The organism is Muricauda sp. SCSIO 64092 (genome assembly GCF_023016285.1).
Lineage (GTDB): Bacteria > Bacteroidota > Bacteroidia > Flavobacteriales > Flavobacteriaceae > Croceivirga.
In genome coordinates this window covers 5,567,959-5,593,064 of record NZ_CP095413.1, presented here as the reverse complement: position 1 = coordinate 5,593,064, position 25,106 = coordinate 5,567,959, and the positions used below count along the sequence as shown (strand labels likewise).

At 41.6% G+C, this 25,106-nt stretch carries 26 protein-coding genes; 1 reads left to right on the top strand and 25 read right to left on the bottom strand.

Features of this window, described 5'->3' with window-relative positions:
• Positions 1-37: 37 nt before the first annotated feature.
• The 19 genes from L0P88_RS23400 to L0P88_RS23310 form a co-directional block, all read right to left on the bottom strand.
• Complete coding sequence (locus L0P88_RS23400; RefSeq protein WP_247132508.1) at positions 38-412, bottom strand: hypothetical protein; 375 nt, start codon at positions 410-412, stop codon at positions 38-40.
• Between the two features lie 62 nt (positions 413-474).
• Positions 475-963 carry an SRPBCC family protein gene (locus tag L0P88_RS23395; RefSeq protein ID WP_247132507.1) on the bottom strand — a complete coding sequence of 163 codons (489 nt, stop codon included), beginning with the start codon at positions 961-963 and terminating at the stop codon, positions 475-477.
• A gap of 56 nt (positions 964-1,019) precedes the next feature.
• The gene (locus tag L0P88_RS23390; protein ID WP_247132506.1) at positions 1,020-1,619 is read right to left on the bottom strand and encodes a Crp/Fnr family transcriptional regulator; all 600 of its coding nucleotides are present in this window, start codon (positions 1,617-1,619) and stop codon (positions 1,020-1,022) included.
• 500 nt (positions 1,620-2,119) lie between these two features.
• Positions 2,120-2,926 (bottom strand): class I SAM-dependent methyltransferase, encoded by an 807-nt coding sequence (locus tag L0P88_RS23385; RefSeq protein WP_247132505.1) that lies wholly within the window; start codon positions 2,924-2,926, stop codon positions 2,120-2,122.
• Positions 2,927-2,989: 63 nt separating this feature from the next.
• A complete protein-coding gene (locus L0P88_RS23380; protein WP_247132504.1) occupies positions 2,990-3,886 on the bottom strand; it encodes a hypothetical protein in 897 nt (298 codons plus the stop codon).
• A 170-nt stretch (positions 3,887-4,056) separates the two neighbouring features.
• Positions 4,057-4,482: a VOC family protein gene (locus L0P88_RS23375; protein ID WP_247132503.1), complete on the bottom strand. Its 426-nt coding sequence runs from the start codon at positions 4,480-4,482 to the stop codon at positions 4,057-4,059.
• Positions 4,483-4,511: 29 nt separating this feature from the next.
• Positions 4,512-5,258 carry a DUF6597 domain-containing transcriptional factor gene (locus L0P88_RS23370; RefSeq protein WP_247132502.1) on the bottom strand — a complete coding sequence of 249 codons (747 nt, stop codon included), beginning with the start codon at positions 5,256-5,258 and terminating at the stop codon, positions 4,512-4,514.
• Between the two features lie 117 nt (positions 5,259-5,375).
• Positions 5,376-6,284, bottom strand: a complete 909-nt coding sequence (locus tag L0P88_RS23365) for a haloalkane dehalogenase (protein WP_247132501.1) — start codon at positions 6,282-6,284, stop codon at positions 5,376-5,378.
• Positions 6,285-6,375: 91 nt separating this feature from the next.
• Positions 6,376-7,095 (bottom strand): DUF1349 domain-containing protein, encoded by a 720-nt coding sequence (locus L0P88_RS23360; protein ID WP_247132500.1) that lies wholly within the window; start codon positions 7,093-7,095, stop codon positions 6,376-6,378.
• 233 nt (positions 7,096-7,328) lie between these two features.
• Entirely contained in the window at positions 7,329-8,117 is a 789-nt protein-coding gene (locus L0P88_RS23355) for a DUF4386 domain-containing protein (protein ID WP_247132499.1), read from the bottom strand.
• Between the two features lie 179 nt (positions 8,118-8,296).
• Positions 8,297-8,893: a DUF6434 domain-containing protein gene (locus tag L0P88_RS23350; protein ID WP_247132498.1), complete on the bottom strand. Its 597-nt coding sequence runs from the start codon at positions 8,891-8,893 to the stop codon at positions 8,297-8,299.
• 149 nt (positions 8,894-9,042) lie between these two features.
• Positions 9,043-9,492, bottom strand: coding sequence for an SRPBCC domain-containing protein (locus tag L0P88_RS23345; RefSeq protein ID WP_247132497.1), 450 nt, complete (start codon positions 9,490-9,492; stop codon positions 9,043-9,045).
• A 2-nt stretch (positions 9,493-9,494) separates the two neighbouring features.
• A complete protein-coding gene (locus L0P88_RS23340) occupies positions 9,495-9,809 on the bottom strand; it encodes an ArsR/SmtB family transcription factor (RefSeq protein ID WP_247132494.1) in 315 nt (104 codons plus the stop codon).
• Positions 9,810-10,013: 204 nt separating this feature from the next.
• Positions 10,014-10,877, bottom strand: a complete 864-nt coding sequence (locus L0P88_RS23335; protein ID WP_247132493.1) for a hypothetical protein — start codon at positions 10,875-10,877, stop codon at positions 10,014-10,016.
• Between the two features lie 203 nt (positions 10,878-11,080).
• Positions 11,081-11,482: a DUF2784 domain-containing protein gene (locus L0P88_RS23330; RefSeq protein ID WP_247132492.1), complete on the bottom strand. Its 402-nt coding sequence runs from the start codon at positions 11,480-11,482 to the stop codon at positions 11,081-11,083.
• Between the two features lie 227 nt (positions 11,483-11,709).
• Positions 11,710-12,726: an alpha/beta hydrolase family protein gene (locus L0P88_RS23325; protein ID WP_247132491.1), complete on the bottom strand. Its 1,017-nt coding sequence runs from the start codon at positions 12,724-12,726 to the stop codon at positions 11,710-11,712.
• A gap of 239 nt (positions 12,727-12,965) precedes the next feature.
• Positions 12,966-13,727 carry a cyclase family protein gene (locus L0P88_RS23320; RefSeq protein ID WP_281499703.1) on the bottom strand — a complete coding sequence of 254 codons (762 nt, stop codon included), beginning with the start codon at positions 13,725-13,727 and terminating at the stop codon, positions 12,966-12,968.
• A gap of 338 nt (positions 13,728-14,065) precedes the next feature.
• Entirely contained in the window at positions 14,066-14,470 is a 405-nt protein-coding gene (locus L0P88_RS23315; protein ID WP_247132488.1) for a hypothetical protein, read from the bottom strand.
• 272 nt (positions 14,471-14,742) lie between these two features.
• Complete coding sequence (locus tag L0P88_RS23310) at positions 14,743-16,167, bottom strand: L-serine ammonia-lyase (protein ID WP_247132487.1); 1,425 nt, start codon at positions 16,165-16,167, stop codon at positions 14,743-14,745.
• A gap of 228 nt (positions 16,168-16,395) precedes the next feature.
• Here L0P88_RS23310 and dnaK point away from each other — a divergent pair, with 228 nt between their 5' ends.
• On the top strand, positions 16,396-18,315 hold the full coding sequence (gene dnaK / locus L0P88_RS23305; protein WP_247132484.1) for a molecular chaperone DnaK: 1,920 nt from the start codon (positions 16,396-16,398) through the stop codon (positions 18,313-18,315).
• Positions 18,316-18,384: 69 nt separating this feature from the next.
• Here the strand turns inward: dnaK and L0P88_RS23300 are convergent, their stop codons facing one another.
• From L0P88_RS23300 to L0P88_RS23275, 6 genes are all read right to left on the bottom strand, one after another.
• Positions 18,385-19,017 (bottom strand): response regulator transcription factor, encoded by a 633-nt coding sequence (locus L0P88_RS23300; RefSeq protein ID WP_158777824.1) that lies wholly within the window; start codon positions 19,015-19,017, stop codon positions 18,385-18,387.
• A gap of 489 nt (positions 19,018-19,506) precedes the next feature.
• On the bottom strand, positions 19,507-21,165 hold the full coding sequence (locus L0P88_RS23295; RefSeq protein WP_247132483.1) for a PorP/SprF family type IX secretion system membrane protein: 1,659 nt from the start codon (positions 21,163-21,165) through the stop codon (positions 19,507-19,509).
• Between the two features lie 74 nt (positions 21,166-21,239).
• Positions 21,240-22,439 carry a TolB family protein gene (locus tag L0P88_RS23290; protein ID WP_247132481.1) on the bottom strand — a complete coding sequence of 400 codons (1,200 nt, stop codon included), beginning with the start codon at positions 22,437-22,439 and terminating at the stop codon, positions 21,240-21,242.
• 397 nt (positions 22,440-22,836) lie between these two features.
• Positions 22,837-23,361, bottom strand: coding sequence for a DinB family protein (locus tag L0P88_RS23285; RefSeq protein WP_247132480.1), 525 nt, complete (start codon positions 23,359-23,361; stop codon positions 22,837-22,839).
• Positions 23,362-23,418: 57 nt separating this feature from the next.
• Entirely contained in the window at positions 23,419-24,216 is a 798-nt protein-coding gene (locus L0P88_RS23280; protein ID WP_247132479.1) for a nucleotidyltransferase domain-containing protein, read from the bottom strand.
• A gap of 298 nt (positions 24,217-24,514) precedes the next feature.
• A complete protein-coding gene (locus L0P88_RS23275) occupies positions 24,515-24,967 on the bottom strand; it encodes a nuclear transport factor 2 family protein (RefSeq protein ID WP_247132478.1) in 453 nt (150 codons plus the stop codon).
• Positions 24,968-25,106 lie beyond the last annotated feature (139 nt).

Sequence of the window (25,106 nt, the reverse complement as noted above, 5' to 3'; positions counted from 1 at the left end):
TGCGGTTTTCCATTATAGTGTACCCTGTTTTGCTTCCTCAATTTAGCATTTCTTTCCAAGGGATGACAAACGGGAGGACAATGACCCAAACTAAAAAAAATGTGGCCATTGCTTTTGGATATGGATGGGCATTAATCATGGCAGGAACGGCCGCAAACAATAGCCAACTTGATTTATAGATCAACTGAAAGACAAATACCAAACTCATTTGTTTGGGATACCATAGTCCTACAAGTGACAGCAAAAAAATTGAAAGCCAAAGTGCCCCAATTAAACGAATACTTTCTGAATATTCAAAAGCATCGGTGAAAACGGCCTTTTGTGCAGTTTTTGGATAAAACAAACTGGTAATACTAATTGCACCAGCAACAATTACGTTGGCAACGTACATGATTTTCATTGCAATCATCATCTTAAAATATTCTGTCAATACTGGTTTTTATTTCGGGATAAATACCATTGGGAGTACGGCCCTTATTTGCTTTCTGCACTATGTTTGATGTTTTGCAATACATCGGGCAGCATTTTCCTGAACTTTTCGCCAAATGTATTGGCGAAGGCTCCGCTGGTCAACCCTTTGAACCAAACCTCGTGGGTGAAGGTCGTTGTACCATTTTCTGTTTTCAGATACCGTTTTACATACAAACTGCCAAGGGACAGTTTGGTTTTGTAGGTGTATGACCTGCCTTTTTCATAGGCCACAACCTTAAATTTGGACCTGCGATCTTCCAGGGATGTTATCGTTCCTTTTGCTCCAAGACCAAACGCTCCTTTAATCGAGGCATCTTTTAAACCCGTGTCCCAGTTTTTCCAATTGGGAACATCGGTCCATATTTCCCAAATGACATCTGGGGCGGCCGTAGTTTCCAATGTATACCAGAAGTGTTTGTTGCTAGGTGCTTTCTCTTGGGCCTTGAGCGTTGTAAAAATGGTCGCCATAAAAATGAAAGGTATGAATCGCATGGAATTTGTTTTTTTCCAAAATTCCGGACTAACCCTTCAAATCCACTGCACCTATGTTAACTTCGGTTTACTTGGCCAATATTTTTTCTGATCCTACTTAAGGATTGGGGAGCAATTCCTAGATAGCTGGCAACATCCTTTAATGGGGCATGAAGCAAAATACTACTGTTCTGTTCCAGCATTCTGTTGTACCTTTCTTCGGCAGTATAATTTTGGGTCTCTTCCAGGATTTGTTCCGTAAAGTATTGGACTTCTTGGATCAGTTTTCGTATAAACTCACTCCAATTCGGAATCCGCAACAGGTCAAAGGCATCCGTTTTATCCATCTCCCAGATAATGGAATCTTTTAAGGCTTCAATCGTATCATTCGTGGGAATTCCATTCGCAAAACTTCGCTGTGATGTAAAACAGTAGGGCGCTTCCGTAAAGAATTTGGAAACTGTTTCTCCATCTTTCAGAATGTAAAACCGCAAGAAACCATCTTCCAGAAAATATAGTTTTCTACATATTTTACCACTGGCCAGAATCACTTCGCCTTTAGCATATTCTTTTCGACTAAGGCAACGCTCAATTTGCTCCCATTCTTCCAGGTTTAGGGATTGATACGTTAAGATGTACTTTTTAAAGGGATGCACTTTTTGTTTTAACGATGTCATACAACAATTTGGACCAGGATTCCGGCTTGGAACTTACCCGCGAGAATTCAAGCTAAGGAATCGGGCCGTTTTAAAGTTAGGAATTTTGTCTTCTACTCAAAGGGAAGGCCCAATTATTCCCATTGTTGTCCGTTTGTTATTTTTCAATACCCTTTGAACAATGGTGTTCCGGTTGGTCTAGGTTGGACTTTTTTGATGGATACTACTTTCTACCCGTTAACTTATGAAAGATTTCCTTTTCCATTTGTCCTATTTCATAGCTTTTAATTTTAAGAAATTAGCCAACTTCTAAGGAAGCCAGGTTGAATTTTTCCACTTTGTTTATGATGAAAGTCCAAACTTTTATGGGTAAGTACCTAGCTTGCATGAAGTTACTCATTTTGTAGGAAAATACATCGTTTTTAACATGCGGATTAGTGTTATTAAATTGTTACCAAGGGTCCCAACCCCTAGGTATGGGTTTTTACGGTTCCATTTTCGCTTTATTACCTAGACCGCTATCACGTATACACCTTGTTCGCTGCTGGCTTTTTTCCAATGATGTACACATAATCTCCCAAATTATTGCTGTAAGAGTCAATTATTGCCTTGATTTCTCCGCTGTCCATATCGGTTTTGAGTTTGGACAGTCCCTGTTGGACCTCGATTTGATTTGCCAAAGATGAGAAGGAAGAAATCCCATTTCTAATCCGCTCGTCAAAATACAGCTCTGGGTTATGTTTGCCGCAGTATAGAAATTTATCCTGTAGATCAGGTTGGATAAAATAGGTGTCTATTCCGGAAATTTCAATTCCGCCATTCCGCATGGCATTTTTTATGCGCAATAGACTTGGCATTTGCGCTATGGAGTCCGCCAACATTTTAGGAAAATAGTGATTGAGCCAATAGCCTTTCATTTGTTTGGGAGTCGATGTGAAAATCACAATGTTGCCATTTGGTTTTACCACACGGTGAAGCTCTGAAAAGCCTTTATCCAAATCGGTCCAATGGTGAATGGTCAAACTTCCCACAATACCATCAACGGCGTTGTCCAAAAGTTCAATGCTTTCCGCAGCACCCATTCGCCAATCCATGTTTTTATTCTTTTGTCGTGCTTTTTCGAGCATTTCCGTTGAAGGGTCAATTCCGATAAATTGAAGTCCTCTTTTTTGAAATTCGATGGTGTAGTTTCCCGTCCCACAACCGATATCCAAATATATTCCTTCCGATTTCGGCCGTAAGTGTTTTAGCAGTTGTTCGGCTATCTGTGGGTCGGCTTTTCGGGTGACATTGTACGCAATTCCTATTTTATCATATTTGGTTTCCATGGTTCTTGTCGGCTTAAAGGTAAGGGTCCCGGCTATGGTATGTTTTCAATTATCGTGTTCGGTTTATTTTTCTATTCTATTGTAATTTTTTAGGGTTTTTAAAGTCCATAGGGTTTGGATTCCTGCCCATTCCAACTTTGTTCCATCACTAATGCCGTACCATGTATCCCATCTTCCATCCTCTTGCTGTTTATTGATCAATTCGTTTAAGTCAGATTCAATGGTTTCTTCGGTAAATAACGAATGTAGGATGCTTTGGGGGGAAGTTGCATAATTTAGGCTATGGGGCTTTCCATAAAGCCCCCAACCAGTATCTGATGTATCCTTGCAAATCACTCCGTCGGTCAATATCCAATTCTTAAGATTTTTGATTGTTCCCTGGGCCTTTTCCTGACTTTTGGTATACTTTAAAAATGTGAGCCATCTGGGGACACATAGATAACAAAACACATGCTTTTCCTTTATTCGGTCAAATTCGCTCCAAACAAACTGTTCTGCTTTTTGCTTCCAGGGAATATCGATTTTATATTTTTCCAGAATTCCCAATAAAGGTGCAGTGGTGCTCAAAGCGGCCCATTCTTTAACGGTCTTGAAGTGTTCTTCGCATGGATAGCTGCTTTTGGGTCTTAACATCCAAGGTATTCCTCCTTTTTCGGTGGTTATGCTTTTAAAATAGGGCATAAAATCATTTAGAATGATTTCTTTGGTCAAGTAGTCAACTTCGTCCAGTGTTTCAAGGGCCATAATGCTGAATAATGGTTGACTTTCAGGTGAGGCCGTATCCGGTTCCATTCCATGTCCAAAGCCGCCGTCCGGGTTTCGATAGGCATAAACCGCATGAAAAACGCCTTCCGGCCCATCGTTTTCAAAGTGAAAATGAAACAAACGCCTTTCTATCATTCTGGCATTTGTCAATATAAAATCCCTTGCTTTTAAATAGTTATCTTTTGATAGCTTCATGTGGTATCCATAACATATTCCAAGTACAAACTATGGTCTCGACTTGGGAAATCCAAAGATTTTTCAATTGCGAAACCGAGGCGTTTAAAATTAGGAATTTTGTTTTGGGTTCAAGGACAAAGCTGTATTGTAGCCCGCATGGGTGCTAAGGGCCTATTTTTCAAAGTTGATCATTCCGCACTTTTTTCGGCAAAGCCGAGGATATAGCCATTGTTGTCCGTAAGATAGAATTCCCGCATCCCATACCAGGCCGTTTTTAGTTCCGTAGGGTGTAACCCTCTACCTTTTATTTGTTCATAGAATCTGTCAAGTCCGTCAATTTCCATATAAAATGAAACACTTGCACCCATGGAAAGGTCTTTTGCAAGTGGTACGTCTTCCTTGAAACTGTCGGTTCGTTGGAACATCATTTCCACACTGTCCTTACGCACCAAAGCATAAACATACTCCTTGGCCTCTGCCAGTGTTTGTTCAATTCCATCCTGTGTTTCAGGTACGGCCATTACCAGTGAAAAGCCCAAAACAGACTGATAAAATGCTATCGTTTCCCTAATGTTCGTTACTTCCAGGTTGGGTGTTAATTTGTTTGCTTTCATTTTCCTTCCGGTTTTGTGAAAGCCCAAATTTAAGTTGCCTTAATCGTGGTCAATTGTAAAAATCGGTCGTTTTTGTTCGCGTATAAAGTGTTCGGTGTAGCACCTGTAATCTGCTTTATTTGCTTAATAAAATGTGCTTGGTCATAATAGTCGAGCTCTGGAAAAAGTTTGCCTTTTGCAATATGGTTAAGGGAAGAATGACACTTTAAAATGTTGCAGAATGTTTTTAGTGAAAAACCAAAACGATTGTTGAAATACCTATTGATTTGCCGACTGCTCCAAAAAATGCTTTCTGAAAGTTCTTTGACGGTAATCCCACCTTTTCGTTCGTAAAGTATCCTGAACAACTCAAATTTTCTGTGGTCTATTTCCTTAAGGTTTTGGAGCCCGAATTGTAATTTTTCGGTGATGGAATCGGTAAATACTCCAAAGTCTTGAACGTTAAGATTTTCACCGCCCCAAAATGTTGTTGGGAGTTTCGTTTCCGTGTTTTTTAGTTCCCTGAGGGATTGTTTGAAAATAAATTCGGCGGAAATCAGTTTGAAGCGAATACCCATCAGTTTTGTGTTTTTAGGTATCGAGATTTGGATTTGTTCCGTCCAAACCCCTGTTAGCGAAACACTTAAAATCTGCTTGTTTCGGATTTCAAAAATCAGGTCAAAACACCCATCGGGCAGGATTTCATAATGGCACTCTTCCTTTGAACTTTCAAATTCCCAAAAGCTCTTTATAAAGTTGGCAATAAATCCTTTGCTATGTTTTTCCTGATAGTTCATTCGATTTGTTCCGATGGTACACAACGTCCATATATCATGGGAAGTTAGGTGATTTTAGGTCAGGCACTATCCTCAAGCAAGGGCTGTCTAAAAACCGATTGTATTTGGTGTGTGCGGTTATGCATTGTTGGCCGTAGTATTTTTTTTGTGGAATTCGATGATCAGATCAGCAAGCTTTTCCCCTTTCTCTTCCTGGATAAAATGTCCGGCATTAAGAATTGTATGCTGTTGTCCTTTTGCACCCGGAACCAATTTTTGAAATGCTTTTTCAGCTCCAAGCATGATATTGTCTTCGTCTCCAAAGATGGTGAGGAATGGTTTGTTCCAAGATTTTAATTTCTCCCATGCTTCAAGATTTTTTAGGGATTCAGGGTCATCTTCTTCTATGGGAACCAAAGTTGGAAAAATCCGTGCCCCGGCCTTATGTTCTTCGGAAGGGAATGGCGCGTTGTAGGCTTTGTATACGCTTTCGGATAATGGTTGAACGGTCCCCATATCCAATACTTTACCAATGTTGAATCCAGGGGAGTGCTGGGAGTACGCCCTCCATTTTAAAAAACTTTCGGGCATGGGTGTTTTGCCAGTCGGTAAAGTGGTGTTCGAAGCCACGACCATATCAAATCTATCGCTCATTTCCGTTACAATTCGCAATCCGATCAACCCTCCCCAGTCTTGACAAAAGAGGATGATATTGTTAAGGTTTAATTTCTCAATGAACGTTGACATCCAGTCGATATGCTTCTGATAGGAATACTCTTTTTTGTCCGCGAATTTGTCCGATTTCCCAAACCCAATTAAGTCAGGGGCTATGACCCTAAAATTATTCGAAAGTATAGGAATCATTTTACGATACAAATACGACCAACTTGGTTCGCCATGAAGCAGTAAAACTGTTGGTTGGTTGCCACTGCCTTCCTCAATATAATGTAATCGTAAACCTTTTTCCACGTCTACGTATTTGCTTTGGAAATCGTAATCTTCCAAATTTTCAAATCTACTTTCGGGTGTTCGTATGATTTCCTTCATAGTTGTTTATATTACGACCAACAGTTTCATATAGGTGGCATGACCAGCTTTTGCCGGACGCAATCATCATATACGGGGTTATTGGCAGTTTTCATTCTCCTTTTCTTAAATCCTTGACCGTAGTTTTTTCAATCTCAAAATAGACAATTTCATGCGTTGCAGATGCTCCCACAGGACTTTGGACTTCTATTCCCATCTTAACAGAATCAACCTTTGGCAGGGTACTTAATCGTGTCATTTTATACTCTTTTCCATTCTTTGACCAAAGCATGGAGTAATTGTTGTCTTTTCGAACCAATTTTAACCAGATTTGGTCCTGGTCTTTTAAGATTACGCCATTGGCATCATCCGAAGTCTTTTTGGTAACCACGGAAACAATGCTTCTTCCTGTGGCATCGGAGTTTTCAAAAGCGAACTTTATCCAGTTATCGTTATCTATATGAACCATAAGTGCTACCGCATTCCACAATGAAGAAAAATCAGGTCTTACCAATGCTTTTGCCACAAAGTCACCTTTTAGTTCCTTATATAACATTGGTGCGGTAGCGGTCTTCTTGTGGTCTTCCGGATTATTAAAGAAATCGGTTTCCTTTTCAGCGATGACCTTTAAAATCCCATTGTTTAGTTCAAAAGATCTGGGTTCGTTGAGCCACTTGAAATCCCCCAAATTTTCAGTGGTAAGGTATTCAAAACTATTGTTCTGCATAGGCGCTATCCCTGTTGATTTTACATTCCTGCTGTTATCACACCCTATTGGCAGCAAGGAAAGGACAATAAGGAGCGAAGTAAAGTTTCGAATGATCAACGGCATTTGGTCCGGGTTTTTCCAATATGTTTCCCCTTACGAACAATCCAAGGCTGTAGGTTGAAAGCAAACCTGTGGAAAATGTCCGTCGGACAATAAAGATAATTGATTACAGGAAATTCCGGGCCCATGATGCGTTACCTGTATCCCGTTAGTCGAAGTAGGCTATGTATGGAAAATGCCACAATGGCGATACACCTCGTGGCATTCGTTCTTTTTGGGATAGGGTACCCGGATCGTCAGAATTTGATATTTTCCTTTGTCCCAATGATCAACAACCACAGACAAATTCCTATTTCTCCAATCGTAGCCGGTAAAATAAGCAGGCGTGTACTAATGTAATCCGAAAAGTTTGGGAAAAGAATTCGTCCAAAAACATTGGTCAGATAAGCAGCACAACCGAGCATTAAAAAAATACCTAATGTTTTAGGCAAAAACCCAGATTTAAAGACCAGGTAACCAAAGGGTAACAACCAAAGTCCCCAAAACACCTGACATAGGAAAAAACCATCATAAAGATTATCATACATTGTTAGCACCTGTAAGCCGGCTTGTTCCTTTTCAGCTGCTCCAAATGAACTATACTCTTTTAGCAATTCGATAATTTCAAATTGATCCAATAGCAAGGTGTATGATATTGGCACACTTATTAGGGCAAATACCACCATTAAGGTTGCATAGTTTTTATGGATATGATGCAATAGCCTATATAACGTTAGTGGCAATAAGGTATAGCTTAAATGAACCAAAATTCCGGCAACGATCCCAAACCTAAATAATGGTTCGTATGCGATAAGGTTGCCCATAGTTGCTGCATGATCATCCCACACAACAATTTTAGAGGGAATAATTGCCATGGTGAGAAAGCTGAAAATCACGACCAATAGGTAAAAGAAACCGGCTGTCCTTGCTATTTTTTTCCTGTCTTTCATTTTCATTTTTTGATTTAAAGAAGTATGAAGAACCAGACCGCATTTTGTTACAGTTGATTGCCACTTTAGGTATACGCTCCCTTTTTCCCAATACATACCAACAGTCTACGTCTAATGAGTTAATGTAAGCAAGGACCCCGGGTAAGTAAAAGGGGGAGGGGAGGATACTTTTGACATTTTTGGGCCTTTTGATTTTCGATTCAATTTAACTAAAAATGAATTCTAGAAAGAGGAAGCAAAGGATTATGGCCTTTGTTATGCGGGGTTATTTTTTCTTACCCAAGGTTTAAATCGGCGCTTTCATATCTCACAAATCCATCATTTGTGGGCAATTGTTTTTTCAAGTTCCAATATTTTTTAGCGTCCTTTAAAGTTCTGTTTTTATTATCCTCAAGAAAATCACGTGTATATTGGGCGAACATATTGTTGTCGGCAATTGTCCTTTTGAAATTCGGGTCCGTTTTTCTTTCTTCGAGTTCGTGCCATTTTTTAACAGCATCGGCCAGTGTTTTTCCTTCATTGGACTTCATCCAGTCCATAAAATCGCTATGACAGGAAAACTTACTTCCAATCCTACTCTTCATAAATCGCCTGAAATTTGGTCCAAAGGACACATTGTCGGTGATTATGGTTTCAAGGGATAACTCAGATTTGGCCCAATTGAATTTTGATTTGGTTTTCTGCTTTTTTGGTTCGGGTTTTAAGTTCCCATTATGGTCCAATGCATACATAATTCTATCGCGTAGGTCAAACTTTCTGCCTATAGTGGGCAATCCGGAACGTTTACAGATTTCAACCATTTCCACTTTTAACCAATACCATTGATTAAATTCCTCTCCGGTTTTTATGTCCTCAAAATTGGGTCTTTGCATTGGTCTTTTAAGCAGTTATACAATGATACACAAAGGTTTTGGCTATGATTTCCGATAATTGCGCTCGGGCGGGTCATTTTTACCCTCGAAGGATCCAGATAACTATCGAGACGAGAGGAAGGTATAAAATATGCCCATATTGGCAACTTTTATTTTTTTTCTACCAGCTTTTCCAATCGTTCAAAAGCGGAGCCCCATCCATTATAAAAGCCCATTTCCTCCTGTTGTTTACAATATTCGGCAGTTTCGTGTACTACGTTAAATATAAAAATAGTTTTATCCCCTTCAGCTTTAAAGAAGCACTGCAATTCTACATTTTGGGTCATGGGTCTAAAATCGGCCGAAGTAATTATTTTCTCAAATTCAACGATTTCTATATATTTTCCTTCGGATACGAACATATTTCCATCGGGCATTAGCATTTCGTATTTCCACTTTCCCCCCTCGCGAAAATCGTGTGCGATAATTTTGATTTCCATCCCATGGGGTACCCACCATTTGGCAAGGTGTTCCGGTTTGGTCCAAGCCTGCCAAACCAAATCCAAGGGTGCGTCAAAAGTCTTTTTAATGGTTAAGATCCTGTCATTTAAATTGCCCATGATTACTTGGTTTTTAGTTGATTTACATATTGTTCAAACGCATCTATTCGGGCCTCCCAAAGTTTGTGGTATTGGTTGATCCATAAAAATGCTGGAACGAGTTCTTGTGGTTGAATTAAGCAGATCCGTTCCCTTCCCATTTTCTTGAATTGTACAATTCTGCATTCGTTTAGGATCTTGAGGTGTTTTGAGATGGCCGGCCTACTCATGTCAAATCTTTCGGCAATCTCGTTCACACTTAATGCTTCTTTGGACAGTATGTTTATAATGTCCCGTCTGGTGGGGTCCGCAATGGCTTGAAAAACATCCCTTCTCATCACATTTAGGTAACCGATTGGTTACAAATATAAATGTAACTACTTGGTTACGCAAATTTTATTTGGGATGGAGGGTTTTATTGGTCCCTATCAGTTAAGGTCAAGGGTTTGCCCATGAAATCCAGTGGTTTGCTTGTTGGTTTGACTTTTCCGTGGGACATGGCCACAATGAATTCCGGCCCTAGCTGCGCAACTTTTTTTGCTTTATTCCAATCGGCTGATTAATCTAAATGTATTTGATTCCATATTAAATACGCCATGAATACTATCGTTCATTTTCTTATTATAAAAAAAGTAGAATACTATTTCCTTGCGCTCATTGTCCCATTGAAAACTTCGTACTTCACGGTCTGTTATTTTGGTTAAGTTGTTGCCATCCAAGTCGGAAATGTATACATAGTGTTTTTTGATATTATATAATTTGCCAAAGACATTGGGTTCATCTTGTGTTAAGCGATATATGATTTTTTTGGGTTCAAAACCTTCATTATTTGGAATAACCATCATATACCTGATAGACCCATTTTCAGGGAGTAGTTTACCAAGGATATCACAGTTCTTGTCGAGAAAAAGAATATTACTGGTGTAATCAACGACCATATTGTTGGGAAATATCCGGTAGGTTCGGCCTAAATCCACATAATCCAGGTTTCCAACCATAGGAATGTAAAAGTAGTCTGAATGGGGAACTCTTAGGGGCTCGGACAATTTCCCACTCCATACTATTGGAGTTGGGAAATAATAATCAATTGTGGATTTATTGATTTCAGGTTTTCTGGGATTATCTTTTTTAGAAATGATTTGATAGCTTATGAAAGAACCTGCTGCTCCCAAAAAGACAATCAATACAATTAATTCCAGTCGCTTTTTGGCTTTAGTCTCTTGTCTAAATTTATCAATCGTCTTTTTTACTTGAAATGCTGAAAATTCCCTAAAGGTGGGCTTGTCCTCCGAGTTGGATTCTGTATATATAGTTCCTCGATTATTTTCTTTGAATTTTGCGCGTTTTGAAGGTCTCAGATTACGATTTTGCTTCATCCGATTATTCATGTCTTGAATACTGCTCATTCGTAATCGTTTTTGGTTTGGAGGAAGTTCATCAATACGATAATCTGTTCACGTATGTTTTTGTTGTGCTTGTCACTATGGGCAAACGGATTATGGTCAATTTTAAATGTCTTTATAAGTGTGACATATTTGTTGCAGTAACTAATGTTCACCTTACCAGAACATCACACCAAGCCATTTTACCTGCTTTCCCTTCTTTACCCCTAACAGCTACGCTTTCTTCTCTTATAATCCCTTAAATTTAGTGTTATGGAAAGAAGAAAACAAACCGCAAATACCACAACAACTCCCGTATCAACGAATGGCGCGGGAAAATCAAGGCCTGTGGTTTCCCGGATCAGAAAATGTACATAAGAACTGGAATCCGGAGGTTTTCCTAGCGCGGTACGGACATCCCAATGCCAGTCGGTCAAAAAGCAATACCCAAGACCATACCAGATTCCCATAAGTAACCATGAAAACAGGGTAAGCAGGGAAGTAAGCAGGTGTACAACCCTTGTTTTTCGCCAAATCCATCCAAAAATGCTAAAAAGGGTATAGGCGGAATGGAATACCAAAAAGAAATAGTCCAGAAAGACTAGGGTGCCATGGCTTAAATCTTCCATTGTCTGTTAATTAAAAGAGCGGTCTGAATATGCCGTGATAGGTATGACCAGGGTTTCCCAAAAATACAACAATACCATTGCCACTATCTTTTCATTTAGTGCTCCGAATTATGGGAAGGCGAGGGACCTGAAGTGCATAGGCAGGGATTCCAACCTGTCCCCATCGTTTACATGGGCAGTCGAATAAGCCATAATTAGGGTTGTCCAAGTTGTTTGTAAGGTATTTATCAATTTTTGGTTACCCATTTCAAAGCAAAGTCATTGACTTCATCCAAATGGTCGATCCATTCTTTTTTGCCCGATTCGTCAGTCCTGGTCTCCATAAAAAAATGATCACAGTTTGGAAATACTTTATAGGTCAGATTGTCCTTTCCTTTCCTCAGGAACTCGAGTTTCGCATAATCCATATTCAAGATACTCTGGTAGTCGGCTCCTCCAGCGACATAAAGAATGGGAATGTCGAGCTTCAGCATGTTTTCTATAGGTGAACTTAAGGTGAAACTACTCCACTTGTAATAGGTTTCCCCAAACCATTCTTTTGTGGTGGATTCCGGGTCTTTGTATATTTTTTCATATTCGGCATACAAAGAATCGATGTTCGACTGTGCCTTTTCATTTGATATTTGACCATTTAATGCAGCAACCCTTTCCTGAAGTATAAAGTCATACAGATGATTAAGCGAATTGCCCATCATGGAGATGACATGGGTAATGTTTTTGTTGTTTGTTGCTACTGCGGGTGCCACTTGCGAACCTTCTGAATGTCCCCAAACAATCACCGTGGAGCTATCTACATCCAGTTTTTTTAAGGCGTCATTGATGACCTTGTCAGCAGCATTTGTTCTCCAATCCAAACTATATTTCTCACGATACGCTGCATTCAAAGGATAATATTTCCTGCCCGATGGGGCTATTTGGATACTGTCCACAAAAGGGATGTTGGGTTTGCTGATAAGAACAATATGATACTCATTGCTTATGGATGCAAAATCAAGGGTGGTACTGGTGGAATAGCCTCCATTGGGGTTTAGCCAATACAAAGGAAAGTTTTTGGAACCCTGTAGATAAACAATCAAAGGCTTATAGGAGCTCATTTTATTTTTGTGGACATGGTATTCAATTTCACCTAAACTATTGTCATGGATACTTATGGTTTTCCAATTCGCAGTGATTTTTTCATGTTGCCCGTAGCTGGTTTTTGAGAGCACTAAAACGATGATCAGAAAACAAAAGGTTCTTTTCATTAATATTGGTTTTGGTTCAACTTAAACAATGGTTTCAGCTACCATTCCCGCCCGGACCAAGCATTGCGTTAGGGCTGGCCGTTATTGTCTCCGACGAGCCCCGATAATTATCGGGACCAGAAGAGGGGTATGTGGATAGGAAATTGTCCTTACGAAATCCTACCTTATTAAAAGTAAGAAATGTTCCTTTGCTTAACCAGTTAGCCGCAAGGAATTATAGCCAATTCTGACAGCAGTATTTATTCAAATATGGCTACGACCCTGGCAGGAGCTGCCGAAGCTCCAACAATATTTAAGGGAAAAACGGCAACTTTAAAGCCTTGGTATGGAAGTTCATCTAAATTTACCAGTTGCTCAATATGGCAATATTCTTTTCGTTGTCCAACTAAGTGGGCTTCCCAGAATAACTCAGAATTGTTGGTTTCCTTTGCCTTTTTAATAAGATATTTCAATGGCAGGTCCCAACCCCATGAATCGATTCCCATTACCTTAATTCCTTGATCAATGAGCCATTCAGTGGCCTTTGCGCTCATTCCAGTTCCTTTGTTTGGAAAGTCTTTGGTGCCGTTGTAAATATCCCTGCCCGTTTTGATCAAAACGATCATTCCTTCCTTAAGGGATAATTTTTCACGGTCCAAGAAGCTTTGGATATCCTGAACGGTTATCGCATCAAAATCTTCTTTGTGTTTCATATCAATAACAAGACCATCTCGATAGCACCAATCCAGGGGAATTTCATCAATGGTCTTGGCACGTTCGCCACTTACGGTAGGGGAATAATGCCATGGCGCATCAATATGGGTGGTGGAGTGCACCCCCATTTTTTTGATACTATCATCCGCCCAACCTTTAAAACCTTTAGGGAACAATCTTTTGGGCAATCCTAAGAAACGTAGTAATAAACCTGCTTTTTGATGTGGTTTATGTTTGATTTTCACTTTCATAAACCAGGGGTCGGATTTATTGTACTTAATTGGTTTTGATAAATCTACTATTTTCATTGTTACGCTTATGTCATAGCCGAATTAGTGGCTTACAAGTTTAAAGTTAATGAGAAACCGTGATGAATTATAGCCACAGTTGTAGATGGTTTTTTAGTTTTTCGATTCGAAAAGACTATCCAATAATCCAATTATGTATGCTACTGCCGGTGTATTGTACCAGTTTTTAATAAGATTAAAATCGGCATCCTATTCTTAAATGTAAATTAGCAGTTGCTTCGCTTTCATTTTCAAGAAATCCAGCGTGTTTGGCAAAAAGGTATCTATATCCAATTCCGAGTGCACTAATTTTTAAAGGCAGCACGTCATTTACAGTCGTAAACTAGTGTAAATAGCTTTTAAAAATTCATTGAAAACCCAATTCCATTTCCGTTTACCATAATTTTAAATTCAGGTTTAAACTCGTAAAACGATGTGGAATTCAAAGATGAATTATACAATTCAACGGCTTGTTTTGCTTTTTTATTTGCACTTGAGGAAATCGGAATTCCTATCGCAACAAGTCCGGCACCAATTCCCGCCAAAGTCCAGTTTGCATCCCCGCCACCAATGGCAGCTCCGATTGGCCAACCTATTAACCCACCACCTGCAAAACCTATAATTGAGGCAAGTGTATTATTGGATTGCGCTTTTTTAACCAATTCATACGACTGTTGGTAAGATTCCATTGCATCAACCAAATCTCCCATTGTCATTTGTTTTCCATTCTGCGTGTATTTGTATCCGCCAAATACTTTTTCCATTTCAATTTTTTGGGCATTGCAAAAAGTCAAGGTTACCAAAGCAAAAGCCAAAGTCAAGATTGTTTTTTTCATTTTTTAAAGTTTTGTTGGGTTAAGTTACGTACAACGATTTCGGCCATGATTTGGTTAAAGGTAGCAATGGAGTATTTGGTCTGATAAAAGCAATCAATAAACGGCACTATGATGGCATAACTGGAAGCAAGAAACGAGCTCCCTTGTGGCTGTTGATTTTTGTCCATCATCTTTGGTAAGAAATAAAAATCCTGAAAAAATCAACAATCACTCAAAAATACCCCAACGGCCAATCCCCCTTCCGAGGTTTCCTTGTATTTGCTGTTCATATCCTTGGCGGTCTCCCACATGGTATTGACCACCTTATCCAAGGGGACAATGGCTTCCGAAGGATCGGCATCCAGGGCCATTTCCGAAGCATTGATCGCTTTAATGGCCCCCATGCTATTGCGTTCTATGCAAGGTACCTGTACCAAACCACCAATGGGATCGCAGGTAAGTCCCAAATGGTGTTCCATGGCGATTTCCGCCGCCATTAACACCTGATCGGGAGTGCCGCCCATGAGCTCCGTCAATCCTGCAGCGGCCATGGCGGAAGAGACCCCAATTTCGGCCTGGCAGCCCCCCATGGCCGCAGAAATGGTCGCCCCCTTCTTAAAAATGCTGCCAATTTCACTGGCCGTAAGCAGAAAACGTTTTACATCATCAAAATCCCCATCGTGGTTTTCAATCACCAGATAATACATGAGCACGGCAGGAATTACACCCGCACTGCCATTGGTGGGTGCCGTGACCACACGGCCCAGGGCAGCATTGACCTCATTTACGGAAAGTGCAAAACAGCTGACCCATTTCAGGATTTGACGGAATTTCACTTCGGTATCCCGAATACTTTCCAACCATTCGCGGGGAGTGGAGTAGGGGACACTACCCTTTAGTTTTTGGTGCATGGCAAAGGCACGGCGTTTTACATTGAGCCCGCCGGGCAAGGTTCCCTCGGTATGGCAACCCAAATACATGCATTCCAACATGGCATCCCAAATCTCGCGTAGCCCTTTATTGATCTCATCTTCGGATCTGAGGGAACGTTCGTTTTTCCAAACAATTTCCGAAATGGATTTTCCCTGTTCGGCGCAATAGGCCAATAGCTCATCCCCGGTTTTGATGGGGCAGGGGAAGGTCTTAAAAAGTACTTTGTTTTCCTTGGCGTGCTGCCGCTCTTCCTTCACTACAAATCCGCCGCCAATGGAATAATAGGTCTCGGAAACCGTATCCCCATTGGTCAGGTGGGCCTCAAAGCGCATGCCATTGGCATGGAAGGGCAGGAATTCCCGGTTGTAGTTGATATCCTTTTCCGGCGTAAAGGCGATCCAATGCTTTTGATCCAATAACAACTGCCTTTTGGAGGTTAAGGCTTCAATTTTGGCAGGAATACTGTCACAGGCAATGGTTACGGGGTCTTCCCCCATCAATCCAAGCATTACGGCAATATCCGTAGCATGCCCCTTTCCCGTAAGGGACAGGGAACCGTACAGTTGCACCTTTACCGAAACCACGGTGGAGAGGGCATGGGTTTCCTGTAATTCCTTCAACCATCGTTCCGCAGCCCGCCATGGGCCCAGTGTATGGGAACTGGAAGGGCCCACCCCAATTTTGAGCATGTCAAAAACACTGATACATTCCATTAGCTACCGATTTGTGACCCAAAGATAAGCCGGAATTAAGCTTTGCGAATGACGAATGTTGCATAGCATAGGTGCGGAATGTAAAATGCCCCATTTCACTTGGCATCCGTTCCAATTCAAATTTTGTACTTCGTCAAACTGTCAGCTTGTCATATCTCCATGGATGGCATAGTCATTGACTACTACAGATTGTTAAAAACAGAAATTCAACAACTTTAAATAGTAAACATGAGCAAAATTATTGGTATCGATTTGGGAACGACCAACTCTTGTGTTTCCGTAATGGAAGGTAACGAGCCAGTGGTAATCCCAAACGCAGAAGGAAAAAGGACAACACCATCTGTCATTGCTTTTGTTGAGGGCGGGGAAATCAAGGTTGGTGACCCGGCGAAAAGGCAAGCAGTGACAAACCCACATAAGACCATTTACTCCATAAAACGTTTTATGGGGAACAAGTATTCGGAATCCCAAAAGGAAGCCGAACGGGTTCCCTATAAGGTGGTAAAAGGGGATAATGATACCCCAAGGGTAGATATTGAAGGACGTTTGTACACCCCACAGGAACTTTCTGCCATCATTCTTCAAAAGATGAAGAAAACGGCGGAAGATTATTTGGGACAGGATGTGACCCGGGCGGTGATTACCGTACCGGCCTATTTTAATGACTCCCAACGTCAGGCGACAAAAGAAGCCGGTGAAATTGCGGGACTTACCGTAGAGCGTATCATCAACGAGCCTACCGCTGCCTCTTTGGCATACGGACTGGACAAAAAGGACTCCGATCAGAAAATCGTGGTTTTTGACTTTGGTGGAGGTACGCACGACGTTTCCATCCTGGAATTGGGGGACGGTGTTTTTGAAGTATTGTCCACTGATGGGGATACCCATCTGGGTGGTGATGATGTGGACCAGAAGATCATTGACTGGTTGGCAGAGGAATTCAAGTCCGACGAAGGTTTGGATTTGCGGGATGATGCCATGGCCTTACAACGTCTTCGCGAAGCGGCCGAAAAGGCAAAAATAGAATTGTCGGCTTCCTCACAGACCGAAATCAACCTGCCCTATGTAACGGCAACCGCCTCAGGACCCAAGCACCTTGTGCGAACCCTGAGTCGTTCCAAATTTGAACAACTGATTGCCGATTTGGTCAAACGCACCATTGAACCTTGTGCGAGCGCGTTAAAATCCGCAGGGCTTTCAAAAAGTGATATTGATGAAATCATTTTGGTTGGAGGGTCTACAAGGATTCCGGCCGTACAGGAAGCTGTAGAGAAATTCTTTGGAAAAAAACCTTCCAAAGGGGTAAATCCCGATGAGGTAGTGGCGGTAGGTGCTGCCATCCAAGGGGGCGTATTGACCGGAGATGTAAAGGATGTACTGCTTTTGGACGTGACCCCACTTTCCCTGGGTATTGAAACCATGGGTAGCGTGAATACAAAATTGATTGAGGCAAATACTACGATTCCCACAAAGAAATCGCAGGTATTCTCAACGGCGGCGGACAATCAACCTTCGGTGGAAATCCATGTATTACAGGGAGAAAGGCCGATGGCCGCGGATAACAAGACCATTGGTCGCTTCCATTTGGACGGGATTCCACCCGCACCAAGGGGAACACCTCAGATCGAGGTAACCTTTGATATTGATGCCAATGGAATCATTAAGGTTTCCGCAACGGATAAGGCCACTGGAAAATCACAGGATATCCGAATTGAAGCCTCTTCCGGATTGACCGAGGAGGAAATCCAAAAAATGAAGGCTGAGGCCGAAGCCAATGCAGAAGCGGATAAGGCGGCCAAGGAGAAAGCTGATAAATTGAATGAGGCCGATAGTATGATTTTCCAGACGGAAAAACAATTGGGCGAGTTTGGCGATAAGCTTTCCGATGATAAGAAAAAGCCAATTGAAGAGGCATTGGAAGAATTGAAAAAGGCTTATGAAACCAAGGATGTAGCGGTTATTGACCCTGCCTTGACCAAAATAAACGAAGCGTGGAAGGTAGCCTCCGAGGAGATGTACAAAGCACAGGCAGAAACTGCGCAAGCCGGCGGTGCCGATACTACGGGGGATGCCGCTAGCAGTGGTGCCGGAAACGGAGCCACTGAAGGTGACAATGTGGAGGATGTTGATTTTGAGGAAGTGAAGTAAGCAAGGACAATTTAGATAGTTAAGCCCCTGGCGATAGCGTCAGGGGCTTTTTTTGCTTTTGCACTTGCTTTAGTAAGCGGGTGCACCTATGGTCTTAAGACGATGTAAAGCCTCGGATTTTGAACGCACATTCAGTTTTAAATAAATGTTCTGCAAATGAAAATTGACCGTGCTTGGCGTTACAAACAGCTTTTTGGCAATATCCTTATAGGTAGCGCCCTGGCCTAAATATCCAATAATCTGGTTTTCCCGTTGGGAAAGCATGGAATAGCGTTTTTCACGGAATACGGAGACTATTTTTTTGGAAACGTCATTGCTCAATGCAGTGCCTTCTTCCTCGATTGTTTTTAAAGCAGATAACAGTCGTTCCGGGGTCACGGGTTTGGTCAAATAGCCGTGAACACCAATTTTAAATGCCTGCTTGATCAGTTCAAAATCGTTGTCCGAACTTACCACAAGCACTTTCAATTGTGGATTTCGTTGTAAAATACTGTTCACAAAGCGCAAACCGGACTGCCCGTTGACCTTGGTCTCCGTTATCAATAGGTCAAAACTGTAGCGGTCCTCATTCGTAAGGGCCTCCCTTAGGGAGTGGCAGACCACTTTTAGGGAATAGTCCTGCATTTCTTCAAAAATACTGTTGCAAAGTTCTACGGTACTAGGGTCATGGTCCAATACCATGACATGATTCGGGGTTTTCATGTTATGTATGATTTGGGGTTACAAATTCTTTGAATTTTGGCCATAGCGAGGCACATCCCTTTATGGCAAAGGATGGAAATGACAACAAGGCAAACGGTAATGTTTACCTCAATACCATTGGGGTAGGGCTATTGACCTATGAACAAAAAAGCTTTAGCCGTTTCGCTCGTACAAAATGTTCAATTGGAAATTTCCTTGGTGCCAAGGAATTCTTTTGGGTGGGCCGGAGCCAGTTCTCTGAGTGTAGTTGTAGGTTAACATATATTAGAATTTTCGGGGTTACTCTATTATATGAATGTAAAATAAGGGAATTATTCGATTTGTCGATGAAATTGTAAGTATTTTCGTCCAAATGCACATTGGATTAGGGATTTTGTATCAAATCCCATAATCCCATACGTAAAAAGCCATCGCCCAGCACGAGACTGGACAATGGCTAATTCGCATTTTACCTATGGTATAGGTTTGAGTTAATGAAGTGTATATGGGTTATTCCATTTCAAAACCGATATCGGCCGTTTGTGTAGTGTTATAGACCTCCATGATCCATTTATCGTCTTTGTAAGCTCCGTCCAAATCCGAAATAATGGCAACATCCGCATCGTCCTTGGAATTAAAATCGGCCAGATAGACATAATGTAACCCGTTTTCCTTGTTGTAAAATTGCCTTGCCTCCAACCCCTTATTGGACAAATCCTTCATAAATGATCTTACATTGGATTTGTTTTTAAATACATTGGCAATTAAATAGAAACCTGAATTAACCCCGATAGCATCTGACCGATTTTTAGCTTTTATGGGGATTTCGTTAAATTCTTCAAATCGTTCTTCCCTGTTTTTGGATCGAACGGTATTGTCCGTGCTGGCAATACCCGTTTGTACACTGTGGAACCTTCCCCTTGATCTGGATTCGGGTTTGGCACCATTTTGTTGTATTTCCCTTCGTAGCAAACGCACCATACTCTCGAACCGTTTTTCAAACATCTGATTCCTTAATTCTTCTATGGAGTCCTGTCTTAAGATCAGCTCATCGATCAACATCCGATTTTGGTAGGCCAAGCTTGCTTCATCAAAAGTGGTGGCCGGAGTGGCATCCATCTTTTGTTTTAAATCGTTCAATTGTTCTTCATAATTGCGTACAATTTCGTCAACAAATTCATCGTCTTCATTGGAAGCCAATTGTACGTTGATCCCAGTTCCACGAAGTTCATCGTTCATGGTATAGGCCAGGGAAAGCTCATGGTTCCACCCCAGGTTTTCACCTTGCTCGGTAAGGCTTTTTTCCATCAGGTATCCCAAGGACAGTCTTTTGTTCAAATTAAATCCCAGGCCGGAGGAAAGTCCGTAGCGTTGGTCATAGCTGGCTTGTAACCAACCCATTTTTGGAACATCCATCAATAAAGAACCGGTCATGGACCATTCTTGGTTGATATCCCTACCCGCCTGGACCAAAGGAATAAGTCTGGCATCCTCAAATAGTCCCGTGCCCCTTTTAAAGGTATGGGTATATTGGAGCTGAGGTCTTAAATAATCCAGTCCAAAATTGGTGGCAAGCTCCTCATTGGTTTGGTTATACCGGACCATATCCGTAAAGTACATCCCAAAATCCCACTTCCCCAGGGATAAGGTAAGACCTGGCTCAATGGATAGGGAATTGATTTTTTCCACCTCGTTCAATAGGGGATCTTCTTGGTTTACCACTACACGGTTTCTGTCCAAACCCTGGCTCCTGTAGTTTACATTGGCGCCAAAACTTAAGGCACTTTTTTCTCCCAATTTTACGGCCGTGGCGTAATTGGCATGAAATCCAAACTCTTGTATAACACCGGACCATTGCCCATAAATGCCCAGCCCCAGTGCGGTATTCTCATCCAATTTATTACTGAATCCCAAAAAATAGTTTTGGTTGTTATCCTCAAAGCCTGCATATTGATTTCTTAAAAGTACGTTTAAATAGGACTTATTCTCCCGTACCAATGAGAAGGTAGGATTGATGAGGAATCGGTTAAAGAACAATTGATTATGAAATGGATCCCTTGCATTTTGGGGTACTTGCTGTTCCTGTGCCACCACGATGGAATGGGTCAATAGGATGCCCAAAAACAGTGGGGCCGCTATGGTGTTGAAATGTTTTTTTAAATAGTCCATCTTTTCGGGGTTAAAGTGAAACTGTATGGGTCAACAAAGGGGTTTTCCTTTTATAGAGATCGTAAGGGGATTTTTTACTCGTCCTCAAAAACTGTCGAGGAATAGTCCGTTTGTTTTCCGTCATGTAAGGCCTTCCAGAGTTTCTGATCGTCCTTTTCCACATTGGATAGTAAACCTTCTTCCCGTGGAGCGATGGAATATTGGCCAACGGTACGCTGGTCACCACGATTGGACAATACAAACCCCATTCCCTTGGAAGGTGAGAAGGTAAGGGCATAATCATCATACCGGCTATTGATACGATTGCCCAGGTTTTTGGATTTACCCAATCGATTGCCTTCCACCGTTACCGCAAAGAGGTCAAACCCACCTTGCCCTTTTCTACCGTTGGATGCAAATACCAAGGTGGAACCGTTCAATAAACTTGGATACATATCGTCCTTTCTGGTATTGACCTTGGACCCGAGGTTTTTGGGCTGTCCCAGGCTACCATCCCTATTGATGATGGAAACATAGATATCATACTTCCCGAAGGTGCCGGGCATATTGGATGCAAAGAACAACCGTGTACCATCGGAAGAGACCGTAGGATGCTTGGCGGAATAGTGTTTTGGACATACCTGAACCTTCTTGATGTTCTTCCATTCCCCATTGATATTCTCTGCACGATAGATTTCATAAACGATTTCCTTTTTGGAGAATATGCCGGTCTCCGGTTTTTGGGCAGTGGCCTTGCTAAAGAACGCCATTTTTCCATCTGCCGTTATGGTGAGTTTTGGGGTGTACTGCTCTTTCATATGTTCCAGGGATTCCGCTTTGGTATTTCGTAGGCTGTTTTTCCCGGAAACGACTACTGCAGAAGCATTTTTTAGTTGCTGGGATGGACTTATGGACCTGTAATCATTCATTACGGTATTGGTCCAGTCCCTTTGTTCGTTTTTTAATTTTCCAAGGGCCTTCTGACTCGCATAGGCATAACGCTCCTGAAACCGTTCCCTTTGGTCGGGGTCTGGTGTATTTTCCAATAAACGCTCGTACCAAAACGATGCCGAATCATAGTTTTCACTCAATAAATTGGCATTGCCCAAATCTTGAAATATTTCAATTTCCGAGTAGCCCTGGTTGAGCAGATTTAAATAATCATCAATTCGTTGGGTAGCTTCTTCATCCCCAAAAATAGGTCGTGGATGGGCATCGCCTTGGGCCACAACTTTTGTAGCCCCAACATGTAGCAAAAATGCCCCTATCATAAAAATTGTAGCCGTGCGTATCATATTGTAAGATTTTGGACGTTTAACTCTTACAAATTTCCACAAAGCTTTCTTGGAATCCCCTATGAAAAATTCATAGGTTTTGTTGTTTATCGGTTTGAACGTGTATTTTACCGATGATTTATCGCTTTCAATAGCTCGTTTGACTTAGGGAATCCAGCCTTGTTTTGCTGGAGTATTGCGGTACAATCCACTGAAAGCTAGGTGAATTATAACTGTTTTTGGGATTTTTTTAGTTCATTTTTCCATTCTCTACGGCAATTCTCTTTCACTTGTGGGCCTCGGGTATCCAAATAGGGGTTATTCGATATTCCTTCTTTGGGATCTCCCCATTTTGCGTTACAATGGCCCTTATGGTATTGGTAATTGATGGTGGTGTTGGTTCGCCTTTATGGGCATATTATTTTTTTAAAATTCCCAGATAAGCTATCCATGGTCCCACTTCTTTGGTGTATTGCTTGGCCATGACCCTGCTGATTTGCCCAATATGGCCCAAGTCATGAACGGTCCAAGCGGCAATAAGTTGTTCCAGGGTTACCGCTCCAAATTCGGGATGTATTCCAGTGCGCTTCAATTCGTTTTGGGTGATTTTCAAAGATTTGAGTTCGTCCAAATTTTCACTTCTCAATTCCCTGAAATCAAGGAGCAAGTCTTTAATGGGCCTGCTTTGGTCTTCCTTTTGCTGTGCGAACCTATCAAAGGGTTCAAACAATTTGTTTTCGGAAGCGTTAAGGATTATTTTGATCCGTACCATCCAATCGGTTTTCTCCCCAAAGATCAAATGCCCTACAACAGTATAGGGACTCCATGTGGCTCCCCCTTCATTCTTCTTCAGCCAATCGTCCGAGAGGTCCAATAAATAAGACTCCAAAATGGCGGGTGTTTTTTCCAGCACCTCGATTGATTTGTCTAAGTTAAACTGCATATTTTTTTAATTTAAGAACGAGGTATGGCTACATCGTACTATATTTTGAAAATGATTTCATAGGTCTTCCAGGGAAGTGGTGCCATTCATCCAACTCCATTCCACTTTGGTCATAAACCACATATAGGCGTCATGGTCACTTATGCCCCAATCCCTGAAATCCCTGATGTTTTGGAATAAAACACCTGCATTTTTGGACGTTGGCTCCTTTAAAAGGCGGTTCATATTTTCAATAAAACGGGAAGGCTTGTCTCCACACTTTTCCAAATAATGTACAAACCATTTGTGATAAGGGAAAAGAATACGGTTATGGGCCAGGATCAGTCTACCTGCATATAATGAAAGTTGGGACGCGGCCCTTGACCTTGTGTACAGGGTTCCATGGCGCTCTGCTTCTCCCATTAGCCAGTTTTGTATGAATGCCATACAATAAAAGGATTTCATGCGCCGATTCCTTTCTTTTTCGGGGTAAACGGGTATTCTATTTAAAATTTGCCCAAGGTCCTTTATCCTTGAATAGGCTATAAAAGCACCGTCAAAGGCCGCCCTGGACGGTTCATTTCCTTTTTCTGCCACCTGGTTGAGGTAGTGAAGATTTATAATTTTCCCATCAACAAATCCACCTGGATAATTGCAGAGATCGGTTCGGTTAATGAAGAGATCCCCTTTGGATTTCCGCATATTGAATTCCTCTTCAGTGGCGATGATCATAAAATCAACGTCCGAATCGTCCCTTGCACATTGTTTTGCTACCGACCCCCCAATAATGAGGGCATGGAACCTTTGGTCATTCCGATATTCCCGAACAAGGTTTTCTATGGCCTCTTTATGATGTGTTTTTAGTGCTGGGTACATTCCATTCTTTTGAGGTTAGCGTTTCTATTTGTATACTACGGCAGCCGACATCCCTTCATAGTATGCGCTAGGACCTATTTCCCTTGCTATCCAATTGAGTGTCTTGGCAAAGCTACTGTTGGCACTTCCAATGGACCGGTTGTTGGAAGTTGGCCTAAGGTACAAAGGGAATGTTAGTGATGGCAGATTAAAGTGCTACGGTTTTTTTGATTCTTTTCCCAGCGCTTGGATGAAGCCTTGAAAGTCCCCTAAAATCCATCCTATGGTATTCTGTTTTAGGCTTTTCGCAGTCAAGTTTTTAATGGGATTCGGAATCATTGAACTGCCAAAGCACATTTACCAATTGCCACTTTCCGTTCAGTTTTACGATGTGCATATAATCGATCCATTCATCTGCTATGAGTTTAACCGAAGCAGTTTTGTCATAAATATCCAGGATAACGACCTCTTTTTTGGGGTTTTTCGGGAATCCATCGCCATCTTGGTTATAGGTCTCGGCGAGTAGGACCATGGCATCGGTAAAGGTTTCCCGCAAATATTCCTTTCCTGTTTTTTTGTCCGTCCAAAAAGTCCTTTTGACCATTCTTGGGTGGGCCGCACGTTCAAACCGTTCCGGTTTCACCAGATGTTGGGATTCGATATAATCCAATGCCACCTGTTTTATGTCCAGGGTGTCTTTAGCGGTCTGTCCCTTGACATAACAGGTCTGCAAGAAAAAAAAGGACAAAGCAAAAACTGGGAACCGTTTCATAATATGGTTTAAATGAATGCCATTCCAACGGTGCTGCAACGGTCTCGGTCATGGTCCCTACTTCTAAAAACCTTCACGATTTTCCAACTGCGAAGTGAAACCGTTTAAAGTTAGGGATTGCTAAATGATAACGATGTTC